This window comes from Paenibacillus pectinilyticus, from assembly GCF_001700435.1.
Classification (GTDB): Bacteria; Bacillota; Bacilli; order Paenibacillales; family NBRC-103111; genus Paenibacillus_E; species Paenibacillus_E pectinilyticus.
The window spans coordinates 34615-51049 of record NZ_LYPC01000028.1 but is presented as its reverse complement, the minus strand read 5'-3'; the positions used below and the strand labels follow the sequence as shown (position 1 = coordinate 51049).

Genomic DNA, 16435 nt, shown 5'->3' with positions numbered 1-16435 from the left:
GTGGGGGTTTCAGCGGAGTACCACGGTAAATCGTTGAAACACCCACTCAAGGGGTAGACAAAACGGATTCATTATATCAAAGGAGGATTTATTCGAATGGCAGTTACTACTTACTATGAAAAAGATGCAGACTTAGCGGTACTTAAAGGTAAAACGATTGCGGTTGTAGGTTATGGTTCCCAAGGGCATGCACAAGCACAAAACTTGCGTGACAGTGGGTTGAACGTTATTATCGGACTTCGTGAAGGCCGTTCATGGAACGCAGCTAAAAACGATGGTTTCGAAGTTGTATCTGTAGAAGAAGCGGCACGTCGCGCTGACGTTATCCAAATTTTGATGCCGGATGAGACACAAGCTCGCGTTTACAAAGAGTCCATTCAACCGAACATGAAAAAAGGCGCAGCTATCATGTTCTCCCACGGATTTAACATCCATTTCGGACAAATCGTTGCTCCTGAAGGTACAGATGTATTCTTGGTAGCTCCTAAATCCCCTGGTCACATGGTACGTCGTACGTACGTTGAAGGCTTTGGTGTACCTGGCTTGATCGCAATCGAGAAAGATGCGACTGGCAATGCAAAAGCAATCGGTCTTGCTTATGCAAAAGGTATCGGCTGTACACGTGCAGGCGTTATCGAAACTTCTTTCCGTGAAGAAACAGAAACTGATTTGTTCGGTGAGCAAGCAGTTCTTTGTGGCGGTGCTTCTGAACTAGTTAAAGCTGGTTTCGAAACATTGGTTGAAGCAGGCTATGCACCAGAAATGGCTTACTTCGAGTGTCTGCACGAATTGAAATTGATCGTTGATATGATGTATGAAGGCGGACTTGCTTCCATGCGTAGTTCCATCTCCAACACAGCTGAGTACGGTGACTATGTAACTGGACCTCGTATCATCACAGCTGAAACGAAAAAAGCAATGAAAGAAGTTCTTTCCGATATCCAACAAGGTAAATTCGCTCGCGACTTCATCTTGGAAAACCAATCCAACTTTGCATTCATGAACGCAACGCGTCGTAACGAAGCTCAACACCCAATCGAGGTTGTTGGTTCCCAATTGCGCGAAATGATGCACTGGATCAAAAAATAATAACGTAACGCCATTATTGAATTTTATAGCTGTACATTCCACAGGGAGTGATTGAGGAGAATTTCCCAATTGCTCCCTGTGAATACTATAACGACATGGAAATCGTAAAGCAGCAAATGCTTTCAAAGTAATTTTTATCAAATCCTTTTGGGAGGTGACATGGTGCGTAAAATTTATATTTTTGATACAACCCTTCGCGATGGTGAGCAATCCCCAGGTGTGAACCTGAATACACAGGAGAAGGTTGAAATCGCCTTACAGCTAGAGAAGCTGGGTGTAGATCGCATGGAGGCTGGTTTTCCTGCGGCATCTCCAGGGGACTTAGCAGGTGTGAATGCGGTCGCTAAAGCGATTAAGAACGCTTCTGTTATCGGCTTGTCCCGTGCAAGAGAGAATGATATCGAGGCTGTGCGTGAAGCACTTCAGGGTGCACAGGATCCGTGTATCCATCTATTCCTTGCTACGTCGCCTATTCACCGTCAGCATAAGCTGCGGATGGAGAAGCATCAAGTGCTGGAGGCAGCAGAAGCAGCGATTAAATATGCGAAGAAATATTTCAGCAAAATCGAGTTTTCACTTGAGGATGCGGGTCGTACGGAGCTAGACTTCATTGCTGAAGTGACAAGCATGGCGATTCGTGCTGGCGCTTCTGTCGTGAATATTCCGGATACCGTTGGCTACATGACGCCGTATGACTACGGTAATATTTTCAAAATGCTGAAGGAAACCGTTCCCGGCATTGAGAAAATTCAGTTGAGCGCGCACTGTCATGACGACTTAGGCATGGCTACGGCGAACGCGCTCGCAGCGGTTCTGAATGGTGCCGATCAAATCGAAGGCACCATTAACGGAATTGGCGAGCGCGCAGGGAACACCTCGATCGAGGAAGTTGTTATGGCGCTGGAAACACGCCAGGACTTCTACCAAGCGAAGACTTCACTTGTGTTGAACGAGATCTACCGCACCAGCCGTCTGGTCAGCAAGCTGACAGGCATGGTGGTTCCAGGCAACAAGGCGATCGTTGGCGCTAACGCCTTCGCGCATGAGTCCGGCATCCATCAGGATGGCATGCTCAAAGAGAAAACGACTTACGAGATTATGTCCCCGGAAACAATCGGTGTGAAGGAAAGTAAGCTCGTCATGGGCAAACACTCCGGACGCCACGCATTCCGTGAGAAATTAATTGATCTCGGCTACGAGCTCAGCGATGAGCAAGTCAATGCGGCTTTTGCTAAGTTTAAAGATTTGGCAGATCGCAAGAAGCAAGTCGAAGACGAAGATATTCGCGCGCTGATCGAAGAAAAATTGATCGAGACGCCGGAAATTTTCGCGCTTGGCACGCTTCAAGTTGCTTACGGCAACCAAATGACACCAACCGCTACCGTTCATGTTCGCTTCCAAGATGGCAGCGAAGTGGCTGAAAGCGCAGTTGGTAATGGATCCGTTGACGCGATTTATAACGCGATTGATAAAGCGACGCAAGAAAACGTGGAGCTTGACGACTATTCCATCAAATCCGTTTCGCACGGAAAAGATGCGCTTGGTGAAGTACACGTGGTCCTGAAACAGGAGAACATTTCTGTTCAAGGACGCGGCATATCCACAGATATTCTAGAAGCAAGCGCGAAAGCGTATCTGGATGCTGTGAACAGACTGATCGATAAGCGCAAAAATCCAACAAGTAACAGAAGCAACGTTACGTTAATATAATTCTCTTAGCGATAAGGCTACCCGGATTAGCACCTCACCTCCACGACTCGAGGAGGGGTGCTTTCTACAAATGCGAAAGGATGCGTCCCTCTATGAAATATCGATTTTCTAAATCGTTGGAAGGCTTCTCATCGTCAGCTGTAAGAGAAATTCTTAAGCTGACACAAGGGAGCTCGATTATTTCTTTTGCTGGCGGACTGCCTGCTGAAGAGTTTTTCCCGTTAGACGCCGTTAGCGAAGCGTTCAAACGAGTGATTGAAGGCGGCAAGTCTGCGCTGCAATATGGTTTGACTGAAGGTTACAAGCCTTTGCGTGAATCCTTATGCAAGCGTATGGCGGCGAAGAACATGATCGTGACGCCAGATGAGATGCTGCTAACGACAGGTTCACAGCAAGCGATCGATCTTTTGACGCGCGTCTACATTGATGCAGGCGATGTCATTCTTGTTGAGAGCCCGACTTACTTGTCGGCTATCCAAGTGTTTCAAGCCAAAGGCGCGAAGGTTTATTCCGTCGACAGTGACAGCGATGGCATGCTGTTGGACGATTTAGCAGCGAAAGTTGCACAGCATAATCCGAAGATGGTCTATGTCATTCCAACGTTCTCGAACCCTGCCGGTCGTGCATGGAGCTTGGAACGTCGTCAAGGCTTGCTGGATATTTGCCGCGGTGCTGATGTTCTTATTTTGGAAGATGATCCATACGGGGAAATCCAGTTTGATGAGAACGAAACCTACCCAACCGTTTACTCGCTAGGTGGGAAGGCTGAAGGAGGGAACGTTGTCTACACGAGCACGTTCTCCAAAACAGTCGCTCCTGCATTCCGTACAGGCTGGGTCATGGGAGACCAAGAAATCATTCGTCAGGTAGCGCGCTTTAAGCAATCTGCGGATTTGCACTCCAGTACGATTGATCAGCAAACGCTTTATCATTTGCTTGAGCATTTTGACCTGGACGCGCATATTTCCTTAATCCGTGAACAGTATTTGGACCGGATGAAGTTCATGTCAGGGCTGCTCGCTGAGCTGAACTGGCCTGGTTTGAAATGGGAAGAACCGAAGGGTGGCATGTTCATCTGGGTGGAGCTTCCTGAGCAAATTCGTGCGGAGGATCTTTTGAAAATCGCCGTGCAAGAAGGCGTTGCCTTCGTTCCAGGTTCACCGTTCTTCTCTGAAAAACCGCGCTACAACACTATGCGCTTGAACTACACGCACACAGATCGTGAGACAACGGTTCTCGGTATGAAGAAGCTCGCGAAAGCGATGGAATCGTATTTGCAAAACGCATAAAGATGAGAAACACCTAAAGCTTTCGGGCTTTGGGTGTTTTTTTGCGTTTAGGCACATGTATCATGTTCCTCGTGCCCTTCTAATGATGTCTAACCATCGGTGAATAATTTTACCTAAAAGTGGGAAAATTTTGTGTACATGAATTAGGAACGGTGGTGCACAGATGGGGACGATCAGGAAATGGTTAAATGGCTTAAGATCAACTCCAATCAAGAAAGCAGCTGATCCGACTAACCAACCGCTTTCAGGAAATCTGGAAGAAAACTTACTTACCCTGCATACCTTATTTAGCCATGCTCCAGATCTTGTTATTCGTAAGCTCCAGTTGAAAACAGGGGACCAGGCTGTCCTTGTTTATTTGGATGGGCTTATCGATAAATCAGCGATAAATAATAACATTCTCAAACCGCTCATTTATGAAATTGAAACGCTGAACGATATTTGGGAATCTTCCACGACGATAGCGAAAACAGAAGTTGCAACGCAATGGTCGTATCTTGAAGGTTGCATTTTTGATGGAAAGAGTATTTTGTTTATAGAGGGACAGCTGAAAGCACTTGTTTTACATACGCAAGGATGGCCGCAGAGAGCCATTAAAGAACCGCAAATCGAATCGACGTTAAAAGGATCCCATCAGGGATTCGTTGAGACGTCGGGGCAGAATATTGCCATGATTCGGCGCTATATTCCAAATCGCGAACTGAGAATAAAAGAATATAGTATTGGTGCCAGGGGACATACAAGTGTTTCTATTATGTATCTTGAAGATGTTGTAAACCCTGATTTTGTAGTTGAAATGGAAGATCGATTGCTGCAGATTAATGTGGACGCCATTTTAAATACGGGAGAATTAGCGGAATACATAGAAGATCATCCGATTAGCCTATTTCCTCAGTTAATTATGACGGAACGCCCAGATTCTGCAGCAGCTCATATTTTGCAAGGAAGAATTGTCGTCGTTGTAGATCATTCACCTAGTGTGATCGTTGCTCCCGTTACCTTTTCGGCCTTCTTCCAGAGTGTGGATGATTACAGCAATCGCTGGGTCATTGCCACTTTTCTGCGTTTATTACGCTATCTGGCTTTAATTACGACAATTTCTTTATCAGCCATCTATATATCGATTGTTTCGTTTCACTATGAAGTACTTCCTTTGGATTTATTGATATCCATTGGAGAATCCAGAGAAAGGGTGCCATTTCCACCGATTGTTGAGGCACTGCTCATGGAGATATCCCTAGAAATGCTAAGGGAAGCGGGTTTGCGTCTACCCGGTCCAATTGGGCAAACGATAGGGGTCGTAGGAGGTATTGTCATCGGTCAGGCGGCGGTGCAAGCTGGGGTGGTAAGTAATATTATGGTGATTATCGTGGCCATCACGGCAATTTCCTCGTTTATTATCCCCGATTATGACATGTCCTCCTCGCTGCGGTTGCTGCGCTTTCCCATGATGTTTCTGGCCGCTGTGTTCGGTATGGTTGGCATTATGGTTGGGCTGATGATCCTTGGGGCTCACCTGATTTCCATGGAATCATTCGGCATATCCTATGGCAGCCCACTTGCACCCATGCGCTTCTCGGATTGGAAAGATGTATGGCTTCGACTTCCGATGTGGAAAATGAAAAAACGCCCGCTCTCAGCCGATCCAGCGCAACTTATCAGACAAGGTGCAAACAGAGAAGGTGAAGATGAAGCATGAGCAAATATGTAATGAATCAAATTTCCTTAAAACAATATATTTTCATTATATTTGAAGCCCAGATTGGGATCGGTGTCCTTTCCCTTCCACGAGATATAGCTGAAACTGCAGGTACGGATGGCTGGATATCCATTCTACTGGGTTGGGTGCTATCCGTATTAGTAAGTTTAGTTATCGTGCAGATCATGGAGAGAAATCCCGGTTTTACGCTTGTCGAACTTGTGTCTCACTACTTTGGTAAATGGATAGGTAAAGGTGTAACTGTCGTTTGGATTTCCTATACGGTGTATGCAGCAAGCGTGGTTATGTTTTCGACGGTGTATATTATCAAGCTATGGATTGTACCGAATATGCAGGACGTTATATTGATGATTCTGTTTATCATCCCGATCTATATGATCACAAAGCACGGATTAAGGGTAATTGGCTACTTTGCTGAACTTGTTTTTGTAGTCTCTATCTGGATCGCATTGTTGATCTTTTTCACATTCAAGAACACGCAATGGCTGTTTCTTCTTCCTATCGGTAAGGAAGGAATAATGCCCATCCTATCAACTGTCAAATCAACCATCCTTTCGTTTCTAGGGTTTGAATTGGCTTTCATTCTATACCCTTTCCTAAAGGATAAGAAAAACGCGTCCAAAGGAATCATTATTGCCAATTCCATTTCCATGCTTATTTTTTTAACGGTGACCGTCATTAGTTTTATTAAGTTTTCTCCGGACGAGATCAGCGATTATCCCTATCCTACGCTTAACTTATTGAAGCTTATCCAGTTGCCGTTTTTAGAACGATTGGAAATTTTATCTCTATCGGTCTATTTATTGCTGTTGTTTATGACGATTATTCCCTATCTGTACACGGCGGTGCTAGGCACTGTTCAATTATTTGGCAAGCAGGATCATCGAAACGTGTTACGAATCGTTCTAATCTTGTGGCTTCTCTTGTCGTTTGTTTTCATCCCATCTTCTACACAAGTTATGCAAATGAGTAAGTCGTGGGGGATGGCGGGTACCTATTTGGCATATGTGTTTCCCATTTTCCTGTGGATGTATGGATGGATGTTTCATCGGCGTAGAAAGGAACAGAAACAATGAAGAAATGGCGGCATTTATTACTGACCGGTACGGCATTATTCATGATTTCGGGATGCGGCAAAGCGGTATATATCGATACGCAACGATTTTTTATTGCTGAGGGCATTGATCTAAATGAAGAGAATAGACTCGTTCTTTATTCTTCAATTCCTGTTTTCAGTAGAGAAGCAACAGTTAAAAATAAACTAACCACGGTAACTGTAGATACCATTCGTCAAGCGAAGATGAAACTAGAGTCGAGATTAAATGGTAATGTGGCGCCTGGTAAATTACAGAGTATTCTTATAGGGAAAAAATTACTGAAGCAAAAGAGTGTATTCCCTTATCTGGATGTATTCTTTCGCGATCCGAAAAATGAAATTAATGCCAATGTGATTGTAGTCGATGGGACACTTGAAGAAGTCCTGCATACAAAAATGGATGATAAAGGCCGGGTAGGCAATGTGATCAAACAATTAGTAGAAAGTACATATAAGGGAGGTATTTCACCGCGAGCTACCTTACAGAAATATCATCAACAAATGATGGATACTGCCATAACCCCAAGCATTCCTGAAATGAGAGTAGAAAAGAACGACCTTGTCATCGCAGGGGCTGCACTATTACATGAAGACGGTACGTACGCTACTTCTTTGGGTACTCAAGAAAGCTCTTTGCTGCTGTTGTTACAACGCGATACGAATAATCCAATACCGCTTTCGTTTCATCTGTCTCCGGAGCTTTTTCATACCGATGATGAGATGTCCTATGTGAGTTTAGAAATCAAAAGGGCAAAGTTATCTATCGACCCTGAATATGAAAATAACCATCTTACCCTTCGTATCCGGATGAACGTACAGATCGGATTGTTGGAAATGATGTTTCATATCGATTTGAAGAAACAGACAAAACAGTTGGAACTCGCGATTGAACAAGAACTTCAAAGAGAGTGCCAGGACCTAATTACGAAAGCTCAAAAAAATCAAATTGACCCTTTCGGTTTTGGGATTATTATGCGGGCGAAGGAATATAAAGACTGGAAAAAAATAGAAGGAAACTGGGGAGGAGCTCTGTCGGAAGCAACAGTTACTATTTCTCCACAGGTTACTATCCAAAATACTGGAGTCGCCAATTAACACTAGGTCAATAGGCAGAAAGGGGAGTTTGACCATGAACAAGTATTCGTTTAATCAAATCTCCTTGATTCAATTCATTCTTATTATATGTGAAGCACAAGTCGGGATTGGAGTGCTGTCCCTTCCCCGCGATTTAGCTAAAAAGGCTGGGACTGACGGATGGATGGGCATAATTATTGGATGGATGTTGGCTATGTTGTTGAGCCTTATCATCATCCGTGTTATGGAGAAAAATCCTGGATACACCATATTTGAGATTGTTTCTAAATATTTTGGTAAGTGGGGCGGGAAAGGAATCACCCTCCTTTGGAGTGTTGCAGAAGCATATATTGCTAGTACCATCTTGTTTTCGACCATTCACATTATTAAAATTTGGATATTACAGAATGTATCCAACTACATTTTAATGATCCTACTCATTATTCCAATTTACATGGTTACCAAGCATGGAATAAGGATGATCGGAATGTATGCTGAACTCGTATGTGTGTTCACGATGTGGATGCCGTTGTTATTGCTGTTTGCATTAAAGGATACCGAGTGGATGTATCTCTTCCCAATTGGGAAGGAGGGCATATTGCCTATCCTTGATTCAGCCAAATCAACCGTCCTTTCTTTCCTTGGATTTGAACTGGCTTTTATCCTGTATCCATTTCTAAAGGACAAGAAATCAGCTGCGAAGGGAATTGTAATTGCTAATTCCTTAACGATGCTCGTCTATTTAACGACGACCTTAGTCAGTTTTATTCGATTCTCTCCCCTGGAGATCACAGATTATTTATTCCCCGTGCTTAATTTGTTGAAGGTTATTCACTTACCGTTTATGGAACGTCTAGAAATTGTCAGTTTATCCTTTTATTTGGCCTTGATTATCATGTCGGTTATACCTAGCCTCTATGTATCCATGTTAGGCATAAGTCAATTACTCGGTAAGCAGGATCATCGAAATCCTTTGCGTATCCTCCTATTCCTGTGGGTCATAGCTTCATTCTTTTATATCCCTAGTGCTTTTCAAATCATGCAAATGGTCAAATCTTGGGTCGCTGTGGGTATTATTATCTCCGTTGTGTTTCCGATTTTCCTATGGATATACGGATGGTTGTTTCATTTCGTTAGAAAGGAAGCAAAACAATGAAGAATGTTAAGTCCCTTTGTTTAGTCATGGCCATTTTATTCTGTATAACAGGGTGTACGAAAGCTGTGTATATAGAGAATCAACAATTTGTTCTTACGGAAGCTATTGATTTCGATGAGAATAATAAATTTGTCGTCTATACGTCAACACCTGTTTTCAACGGTATTGCCAAGGATAAATATAAAATTACATTCGCAAGGGCAAATTCAATGCGCATTTCCAAAGAAGTGATTAACAGTAAGACGAGTGGTAGCCTTGCTTACGGCAAGTCGCAGAATGTTCTTATAGGAAAACGACTTCTTCAGAATAGGGATGCTTTTCCCTATTTAGATGTTCTCTTTCGCGACTCGCGCAATGAAATCAATGCGAATGTGATTATGATTGATGGTAACGTAAAAGATGTCATGTATACGAACATGAGTGATAAAGGCCGGATCGCCAGCGTAATTAGAGATTTGGTAGATAGCGCTTATCAGAATAGAGTGGCTGTCCAAACATCCTTACAGCAATTTCATCAACAAATGAAAGATAAGGGAATGACACCCGCCATAACTGCCATGAAACCAGAGAAGAATGAACTTGTCATTTCGGGTACGGCACTGCTTCATAAAGATGGTACCTATGCGACATCTTTGAATAATCAAGAAAGTGCTCTACTCCTCTTATTACAGAGCGATACCAAAAACATCATACCGTTATCCTTTCACTTTGCGCCTGAGCTGTTTGATACGACGGAAAAGATGTCCTTTGTGAGCTTTAATATTAAAAAAGCAAAAAACAAGTTGAAGGTGACATTTACAGATGATCATATGACCTTCGATATGGGAATCAAGGTTTCGATCGAGTTGACGGAGATCTTATTTGATTTAGATATAGAAGCACAGAAAACAAAACTGGAACAGGTCATTGCGAAACAGTTGCAAAAAGAGTGCGAGGATTTAATTAAAAAAGCTCAAAAATATCAAATAGACCCTTTTCAATTTGGTGTTGAAGTACGCGCTCATCACTATAAAGACTGGAAAAAGGCAGCGGATAATTGGGGGAAAGCATTCTCTGAAGCAACCGTGCATGTATCGACACAAGTGGAGATGAAAAATATAGGAGTCTCTGAATAGGTAAGGCTTCACATTGATAGGTGTTACCTATAAAAGCGATAGCTTTTATATCTAAAGTAAGATGTTAACTTATGGTACAATGAGGTCAGGATATATGGATTGACACACAAACGAACTAGGTTTGCTAAAATAAGGAGTGAATGATTGTCATGGCTGATGTGAAAAAAATTGCTGTAATCGCTGGGGACGGTATTGGTCCAGAAGTCGTTGCAGAAGCAGAAAAAGTATTGAAACGTACCGAAGAATTATTCGGGTATCAATTTGAAACAGAACACGCTCTTTTCGGCGGTATCGCGATCGATGAGAAAGGTACACCGCTTCCGGAAGAAACGTTAAAAGTTTGCCAATCCGCGGATGCGGTACTTCTAGGAGCTGTTGGCGGCCCGAAATGGGACAACAATTCCAAAGAGCTTCGCCCAGAAACAGGTCTTCTCGGCATTCGTAAAGCGCTTGGCTTGTTCTCCAACATCCGTCCTGCGTTCATCTTTGATTGCTTGAAAGAAGCTTCCACATTGAAACCAGAAGTTCTTGAAGGCACGGATTTGATCGTCGTTCGTGAGTTGACTGGCGGTATCTACTTCGGAGAGAAATTCCGTCGTGAAACAGCGAACGGTCAAGAAGCGGTTGATACATGTGCATACAATGTAACTGAAATCGAGCGTATTGCGCGTCAAGCGTTTGAAATTGCACAAACGCGTCGCAAGAAGCTTGCTTCTGTTGATAAAGCAAACGTACTTGAAACTTCCCGCCTATGGCGCGAAACGGTTAACCGCATCGCGGCTGACTACCCAGATGTTGAGCTTGAGCACGTATTGGTTGATAACTGTGCGATGCAATTGCTTCGCCGTCCGTCCAGCTTCGATGTTATCGTAACAGAGAACATGTTCGGCGACATCTTGAGCGACGAAGCAGCTATGCTTACTGGATCAATTGGTATGCTAGCATCTGCTTCCCTTGGCGAAGGCGCATTCGGCTTGTACGAGCCGGTACACGGCTCCGCACCTGATATCGCAGGTCAAGGCATCTCCAACCCAATCGCAACGATCCTTTCCGTAGCTTTGATGTTCCGTTTGACTTTCGGCTACCACGAAGCAGCGGATTCCATCGAGCGTGCCGTGAAAGAAGTATTGGATGCAGGTCACCGTACAGGCGACATCGCGGTAGATAAGAGCACAGCGATTGGTACGCTTGCTATGGGTCAATTGATTGTAGACGCAATGCGTAAATAGTCATCATAAATAAGCTCGCACTTTCGAGGCAGAGATGCTTTGGCGGTGTGAGCTTTTTTTCAAATCACGCGGCAGGTCCTCTCGTAGGAACACCTTCATGAATTAAAATAATTATTATCTAGTATACGATCTAATTATTGACTTTCGCGTAGGTGGATGGTACCATTTTATACGGATAAGATAGATTTTAAGATAGATTTGAGGAGGAATTATACCCATGGCAGAACGTTTAGTAGGTAAACAAGCTCCTGATTTCACAATGGAAACAGCAACAGGAGACGGTACAGCATTTGGTAAAGCATCTTTGTCTGATTACAAAGGAAAATGGTTAGTTCTTTTCTTCTACCCATTGGACTTCACATTCGTATGTCCGACTGAAATCACTGCACTTAGCTATGCAGCTGATCAATTCAAAGCATTGGACACTGAAATTCTTGGTGTTTCCATCGATAGTATCCACACGCACAAAGCATGGATCAACACACCGGTTAACGATAATGGTCTTGGCAAATTGGCGTTCCCACTTGCTGCTGACATTACGAAATCCGTTGCTCGTGACTATGGCGTTCTAATCGAAGAAGAAGGTATCGCACTTCGCGGACTTTTCATTATCGATCCAGAAGGCGAATTGAAATACGAAGTTGTTAACCACAACGACGTAGGCCGCAGCGTAGAAGAAACACTTCGTGTGCTTCAAGCGCTACAATCCGGCGGATTGTGCCCAATGAACTGGAAACCAGGCGACAAAAACTTGGTTGTTAAATAAGTTTGATATCAAGATGACGAAGCTCCTCTTGCCCTCATGCGAATGCGGGTGGAGGAGCTTTTTCGTAAGTCTGGAGGAATTGGCGTGTCAGTGCCGGTGCAAATCAAATATACAAGAAATCACTACTGGATACGGTTAGACGGAGATAAAGCTGTTGTCGGGTTAACGGAGTACGCCATTAACGAGCTGGGCTTGATTGTGTTTATCGATCTCCCAGATCAGGACGCTCATGTGAGACAAGGAGAATTCATTGGCTCGGTTGAGACTATGGCGGACGACGAGCACGATCTGCTAGCTCCTTTAACCGGCAAAATCATAGCAGTCAATCGGCTGCTGGAAAGAGCCGCGGTGTTGATTCACGAATCTCCCTATGATAAGGGCTGGTTATTCATGATTCAGTGGAGTCAAGAATCTGAGCTGGAGCAGTTATTGGAAGAGGAAACGTATGAACGTGAGTTTTCGCTGGAAGACTGAGTTCTCAGCTTTAAGAGTAAAGAATGCAAGGCCTTTTTATTAGGGTCTTGCATTCTTTTTTTTAGCATAGAAGCAAATTAGATGCCTCCACAAGAATTTTTGGTATGATGGGAGGTGATGGAACCATGAACTGTCTAACAGGAGGAAATGTGAAAAATCCAACAAGGCTGTCCAAATTGTACGTGTATCAAAAAGTGATTATCGTTTTTACTGCTTTGATCATTCCCGTCTATTTCGTAAATCTGTTGATGAATATGATGGGGCAATCATTTATTAAACAGGAGTATACGAATTCAATCTTGTCAAAGGTGCAATTTTATTCAAACCAGTTAGATGATCAAATCTCTTTCATTCGAAATCAGCAGCTGCAGGCTGTCAATGATTCCGATCTTCAGAAGCTAAACTTTTTATCAGGTACACTGGATGTATTTGAAGAGATCCAACTCGTTAACAGAGTGAAGGAACGTTTATCCACCATACAGAACTCGAGTGAGTATTTGCTGAATACTGGGGTATATATGAAATCATTTGGAAGAACGATCTCTACACAAAACGGGATCAATAAGCTGCCGAATCAGGAATATGAAACAATTAGTAAATTATATTCAAATAGTAAGGAATCTTCCATTTATTATCAGGATGGGAGATTGTTTTTTATTGAATCCGGCAACAATTCTAGTGTCATTGTCTATTTGGAGCTATCCGTTAAGAAACTTGAAAAGACGCTAGATCAACTTGTGGGGAATTATGGTTATTCAGGGGCGTTTATTACCAATGAAGACTTTAGTTATTATGTATCGGCCAAGCAGGAAGACGCGATTGTGAATCGTATACATGATAACTTTTCAAAGGAGCAGAACCTCAAAAATTTTGATAGTAGAATCTTGAAATTTGGAGATCAAAGCTACAGGATCACCTACAACCAAATAAGCACGCTTGGATTAACACTTTTCTCCTATGTCAGTCAAGATGAACTCACAGGGTCTCTCAAGAAATTCAATGTTTGGCTTCTCATTATGTCCATAATCTCGATGGCAATTATTCTTGTTTTTTCATTTTCAGTTAAACTGATGATTCACAATCCTTTGAAGGAGTTAATTGCGGCGTTCAAAACGTTGGAAACGGATAACCTGGATATTTTGATAAGGCCGAAGAATGACATTGAGTTCGGTTATCTGTATAGGAGCTTCGACAGGATGATCGAAAAGCTGAAGCAATCCATCCAGCAAAATTTTGAACAAAAGCTAGCGCTGCAGCATTCCGAATTAAAGCAGTTGCAGTCGCAGATCAAACCTCACTTTTTATACAATGGATTTTTCAATATTTATATGATGTGTAAAGCAAAGGATTACGAAAGGGTTGCAACCTTAGCTCAGAAGCTGGGTAGTTATTATCAATTTGTTACAAGAAGCGGAGTCGATGAAGTGCCGTTTGCGATGGAATATCGACATGCGATGGATTATGTGGAGATCCAGCATATAAGGTTTTCGAATCGTATTCAAGTCGTAGCCAATGAAATTCCGGATGCCTGTAAGCATCTCATGGTGCCGCGTCTGATTCTGCAGCCCATTATCGAAAATACATTTGAACATGCTTTCGAGAACGAACGACATGGTGGTAATATTCATATCACGGTTACCTGCGAGAAAAACAGTTTGTGCATTTGTGTGGAAGACGACGGAAATAAGCTGACAGATGATTCCCTTCATTCCCTTCAAGAGAAGCTGCTTCACTCCTCGCATGTTCTTGAAAAGACAGGCATAATCAATGTTTGCAGGCGAATCCAGTTGGAGTACGGCCCAAACAGCGGCGTGTTTGTTTCTAGAAGCCTACACGGCGGGCTTAAAGCAGAAGTAATCATTCATTTTAATTATGGGGGCGGCAGTGATGTATAGACTCTTAATTGTTGACGACGAACCGGCAATTGTCGAAGGGCTGGTACAGATGTTTCAGGAAAGGGAAGAGCTTGAGCTAGACATATGCAAGGCCTATTCGGCGTTTGAGGCGATTGACATTATCAAAAAAACAAAGATTGATGTTGTTCTCAGTGATATTCGCATGCCGGAGAAAAATGGCTTACAGCTCATGGATGAGATTTTATTTTATTGGCCTTCCTGCAAAATTATTTTTTTGACGGGGCATAACGAGTTTGATTATGTCTACACGGCCATTCAAAAAAATGTGGAAAGTTATATTCTGAAAACCGAAGAAGATAAGGTTGTCATCGGCGCGGTCACAAATGCGTTAGCCAAAATCGAGGATGAGCTTAAGAACAAGGACATGATTGATAAGGCTCGTGAGCAAATGCTAGTCATGGCGCCATTATTGAAAAAAGAATTGTTTGAGGCTTTATTATTAGGCGAAAGTGTAAACGACCTGTTATCTGAAGAACTATTTGCTGGACAAGCCATAAAATTGAATAGGGATGCGCCTGTTTTACTCCTAGTTGGCAAGATCGACAGTTGGGAGAGTGGTATGTCGTATGCCAATAAACGAAACGCGCTTTATTCCATCCGTAACTTAGTAGAGCAATACTGGCCTTCTGTGATAACAAGTGAAGATATGGTATACGAAAATTCGATGACTGTTTCGTTTATTCAGCTGGATTCCAATGCAGGCAGATTCCAAAGTGAAGACGAGGTCATCGATTGGAAGGGCCTCATCACCTATTTAAAAGGTAATCTGGAATCGGTTCAAAATGCGTGCCGCGATTTGCTTCAAACGGATGTTTCTTTTGTCATTTCAAGAGGAGCCGTCGAATGGGACAGCATCCATAAGGAATTTGAGCTTGTGAAAGCAATGATCAAGAAGAGATGGGTTTCCGTTCAAAACATGACCATCATGGACCTAGGTATGGCAAATGGGCTTTTTAAAGATGAACCTTCGAAAACTTCTGCTAATTCCGATGATTTTAACAAAAGGTTGCGATTGTTGGAAAAAAAGCTGGATGAAGGAGATGAAGGGCAAGCAGAAACGATATGCAAGGACCTGATAATCAGCTTGAGAAATGAAACCACGCAAAATTACCTTGTCGGTTTAGAAAGGTATTATGCGTTTGTGCTTGTCTTTCTGGCCTATATGAATAGTCAAAGCATTTCTGACAGAACCAAGGATCATATGCGTATCGAAAGTTTTGCCATGATGGACATTCCCGAGGATTGGACAACTGTGGAAACCTACTATATCGGACTCGGTAAACAAATTTGCATAGAGAAAAAAGAGCAAGTTGAAAATGGAGAACATTTATTGGTTGAGCGAATTCATAGGTTTATTAACGAAAACTTGGGCGGAGATCTTTCCCTTGCCAGAATTGCGGAAGTGGTCTACTTTAATCCTTCCTATCTGTCCCGTTTCTATAAGCAGCTTACAGGGCGCAATCTTTCCGATTATATCAATGCAACCAAGGCGGAAGCGGCGGTGGGCATGCTAGGGGACATGCAAATGAAGATAAATGAAATTGCTTTGAAGCTGGGTTTTGAATCTCCTTCCTATTTCACGGCGTTTTTTCGGAAAATGAAACAGGTTTCGCCTCAAGAGTTTAGGGAAACTGTTATCCATAAAACGAGGAAGTAAACAAAACGCAACCATGTAAATAGTTTAGTATAGCGGTTGCTTATCCCACCGCCTTACAATTAGAAGTGTAAAGCTCGAGCCTTTACCACAATGATTCATACCGATAGTTCTAGTTTCTCAATTCGAAAAAATGTGGGGGGTAAA

At 42.9% G+C, this 16435-nt stretch carries 13 protein-coding genes; all 13 read left to right on the top strand.

What is annotated here, in order from left to right:
• The first annotated feature begins 96 nt into the window (after positions 1-96).
• A complete protein-coding gene (ilvC, locus tag A8709_RS28060) occupies positions 97-1089 on the top strand; it encodes a ketol-acid reductoisomerase (RefSeq protein ID WP_028554004.1) in 993 nt (330 codons plus the stop codon).
• A gap of 162 nt (positions 1090-1251) precedes the next feature.
• Positions 1252-2799: a 2-isopropylmalate synthase gene (locus A8709_RS28055; protein ID WP_065858668.1), complete on the top strand. Its 1548-nt coding sequence runs from the start codon at positions 1252-1254 to the stop codon at positions 2797-2799.
• A gap of 92 nt (positions 2800-2891) precedes the next feature.
• The gene (locus A8709_RS28050) at positions 2892-4088 is read left to right on the top strand and encodes an aminotransferase-like domain-containing protein (RefSeq protein ID WP_065857516.1); all 1197 of its coding nucleotides are present in this window, start codon (positions 2892-2894) and stop codon (positions 4086-4088) included.
• Positions 4089-4251: 163 nt separating this feature from the next.
• Positions 4252-5787, top strand: coding sequence for a spore germination protein (locus tag A8709_RS28045; RefSeq protein WP_065857513.1), 1536 nt, complete (start codon positions 4252-4254; stop codon positions 5785-5787).
• On the top strand, positions 5784-6884 hold the full coding sequence (locus A8709_RS28040; RefSeq protein WP_065857511.1) for a GerAB/ArcD/ProY family transporter: 1101 nt from the start codon (positions 5784-5786) through the stop codon (positions 6882-6884). The genes A8709_RS28045 and A8709_RS28040 overlap by 4 nt, the downstream gene beginning before the upstream one ends.
• Positions 6881-7999 carry a Ger(x)C family spore germination protein gene (locus tag A8709_RS28035; RefSeq protein ID WP_065857509.1) on the top strand — a complete coding sequence of 373 codons (1119 nt, stop codon included), beginning with the start codon at positions 6881-6883 and terminating at the stop codon, positions 7997-7999. Before A8709_RS28040 ends, A8709_RS28035 begins: the two co-directional genes overlap by 4 nt.
• 34 nt (positions 8000-8033) lie before the next feature.
• A complete protein-coding gene (locus A8709_RS28030) occupies positions 8034-9134 on the top strand; it encodes a GerAB/ArcD/ProY family transporter (protein ID WP_065857507.1) in 1101 nt (366 codons plus the stop codon).
• A complete protein-coding gene (locus A8709_RS28025) occupies positions 9131-10249 on the top strand; it encodes a Ger(x)C family spore germination protein (RefSeq protein ID WP_065857505.1) in 1119 nt (372 codons plus the stop codon). Before A8709_RS28030 ends, A8709_RS28025 begins: the two co-directional genes overlap by 4 nt.
• A 149-nt stretch (positions 10250-10398) precedes the next feature.
• Complete coding sequence (gene leuB / locus A8709_RS28020) at positions 10399-11478, top strand: 3-isopropylmalate dehydrogenase (RefSeq protein ID WP_028554011.1); 1080 nt, start codon at positions 10399-10401, stop codon at positions 11476-11478.
• 217 nt (positions 11479-11695) lie between these two features.
• Positions 11696-12244, top strand: a complete 549-nt coding sequence (locus A8709_RS28015) for a peroxiredoxin (protein ID WP_028554012.1) — start codon at positions 11696-11698, stop codon at positions 12242-12244.
• Positions 12245-12328: 84 nt separating this feature from the next.
• Positions 12329-12718: a glycine cleavage system protein H gene (locus tag A8709_RS28010; RefSeq protein ID WP_065857502.1), complete on the top strand. Its 390-nt coding sequence runs from the start codon at positions 12329-12331 to the stop codon at positions 12716-12718.
• A 125-nt stretch (positions 12719-12843) separates the two neighbouring features.
• Complete coding sequence (locus tag A8709_RS28005; RefSeq protein ID WP_065857500.1) at positions 12844-14613, top strand: sensor histidine kinase; 1770 nt, start codon at positions 12844-12846, stop codon at positions 14611-14613.
• Positions 14606-16291, top strand: a complete 1686-nt coding sequence (locus A8709_RS28000) for a response regulator transcription factor (RefSeq protein ID WP_065857498.1) — start codon at positions 14606-14608, stop codon at positions 16289-16291. Before A8709_RS28005 ends, A8709_RS28000 begins: the two co-directional genes overlap by 8 nt.
• Positions 16292-16435: the final 144 nt, after the last annotated feature.

Bases quoted from the DNA above. Each gene is read 5' to 3' on its own strand.
- A8709_RS28000 (WP_065857498.1), top strand. From the start codon at position 14,606: ATGTATAGACTCTTAATTGTTGACGACGAACCGGCAATTGTCGAAGGG.
- A8709_RS28015 (WP_028554012.1), top strand. From the start codon at position 11,696: ATGGCAGAACGTTTAGTAGGTAAACAAGCTCCTGATTTCACAATGGAA.
- leuB (WP_028554011.1), top strand. From the start codon at position 10,399: ATGGCTGATGTGAAAAAAATTGCTGTAATCGCTGGGGACGGTATTGGT.
- A8709_RS28030 (WP_065857507.1), top strand. From the start codon at position 8,034: ATGAACAAGTATTCGTTTAATCAAATCTCCTTGATTCAATTCATTCTT.
- A8709_RS28045 (WP_065857513.1), top strand. From the start codon at position 4,252: ATGGGGACGATCAGGAAATGGTTAAATGGCTTAAGATCAACTCCAATC.
- A8709_RS28035 (WP_065857509.1), top strand. From the start codon at position 6,881: ATGAAGAAATGGCGGCATTTATTACTGACCGGTACGGCATTATTCATG.
- ilvC (WP_028554004.1), top strand. From the start codon at position 97: ATGGCAGTTACTACTTACTATGAAAAAGATGCAGACTTAGCGGTACTT.
- A8709_RS28040 (WP_065857511.1), top strand. From the start codon at position 5,784: ATGAGCAAATATGTAATGAATCAAATTTCCTTAAAACAATATATTTTC.
- A8709_RS28050 (WP_065857516.1), top strand. From the start codon at position 2,892: ATGAAATATCGATTTTCTAAATCGTTGGAAGGCTTCTCATCGTCAGCT.
- A8709_RS28025 (WP_065857505.1), top strand. From the start codon at position 9,131: ATGAAGAATGTTAAGTCCCTTTGTTTAGTCATGGCCATTTTATTCTGT.
- A8709_RS28005 (WP_065857500.1), top strand. From the start codon at position 12,844: ATGAACTGTCTAACAGGAGGAAATGTGAAAAATCCAACAAGGCTGTCC.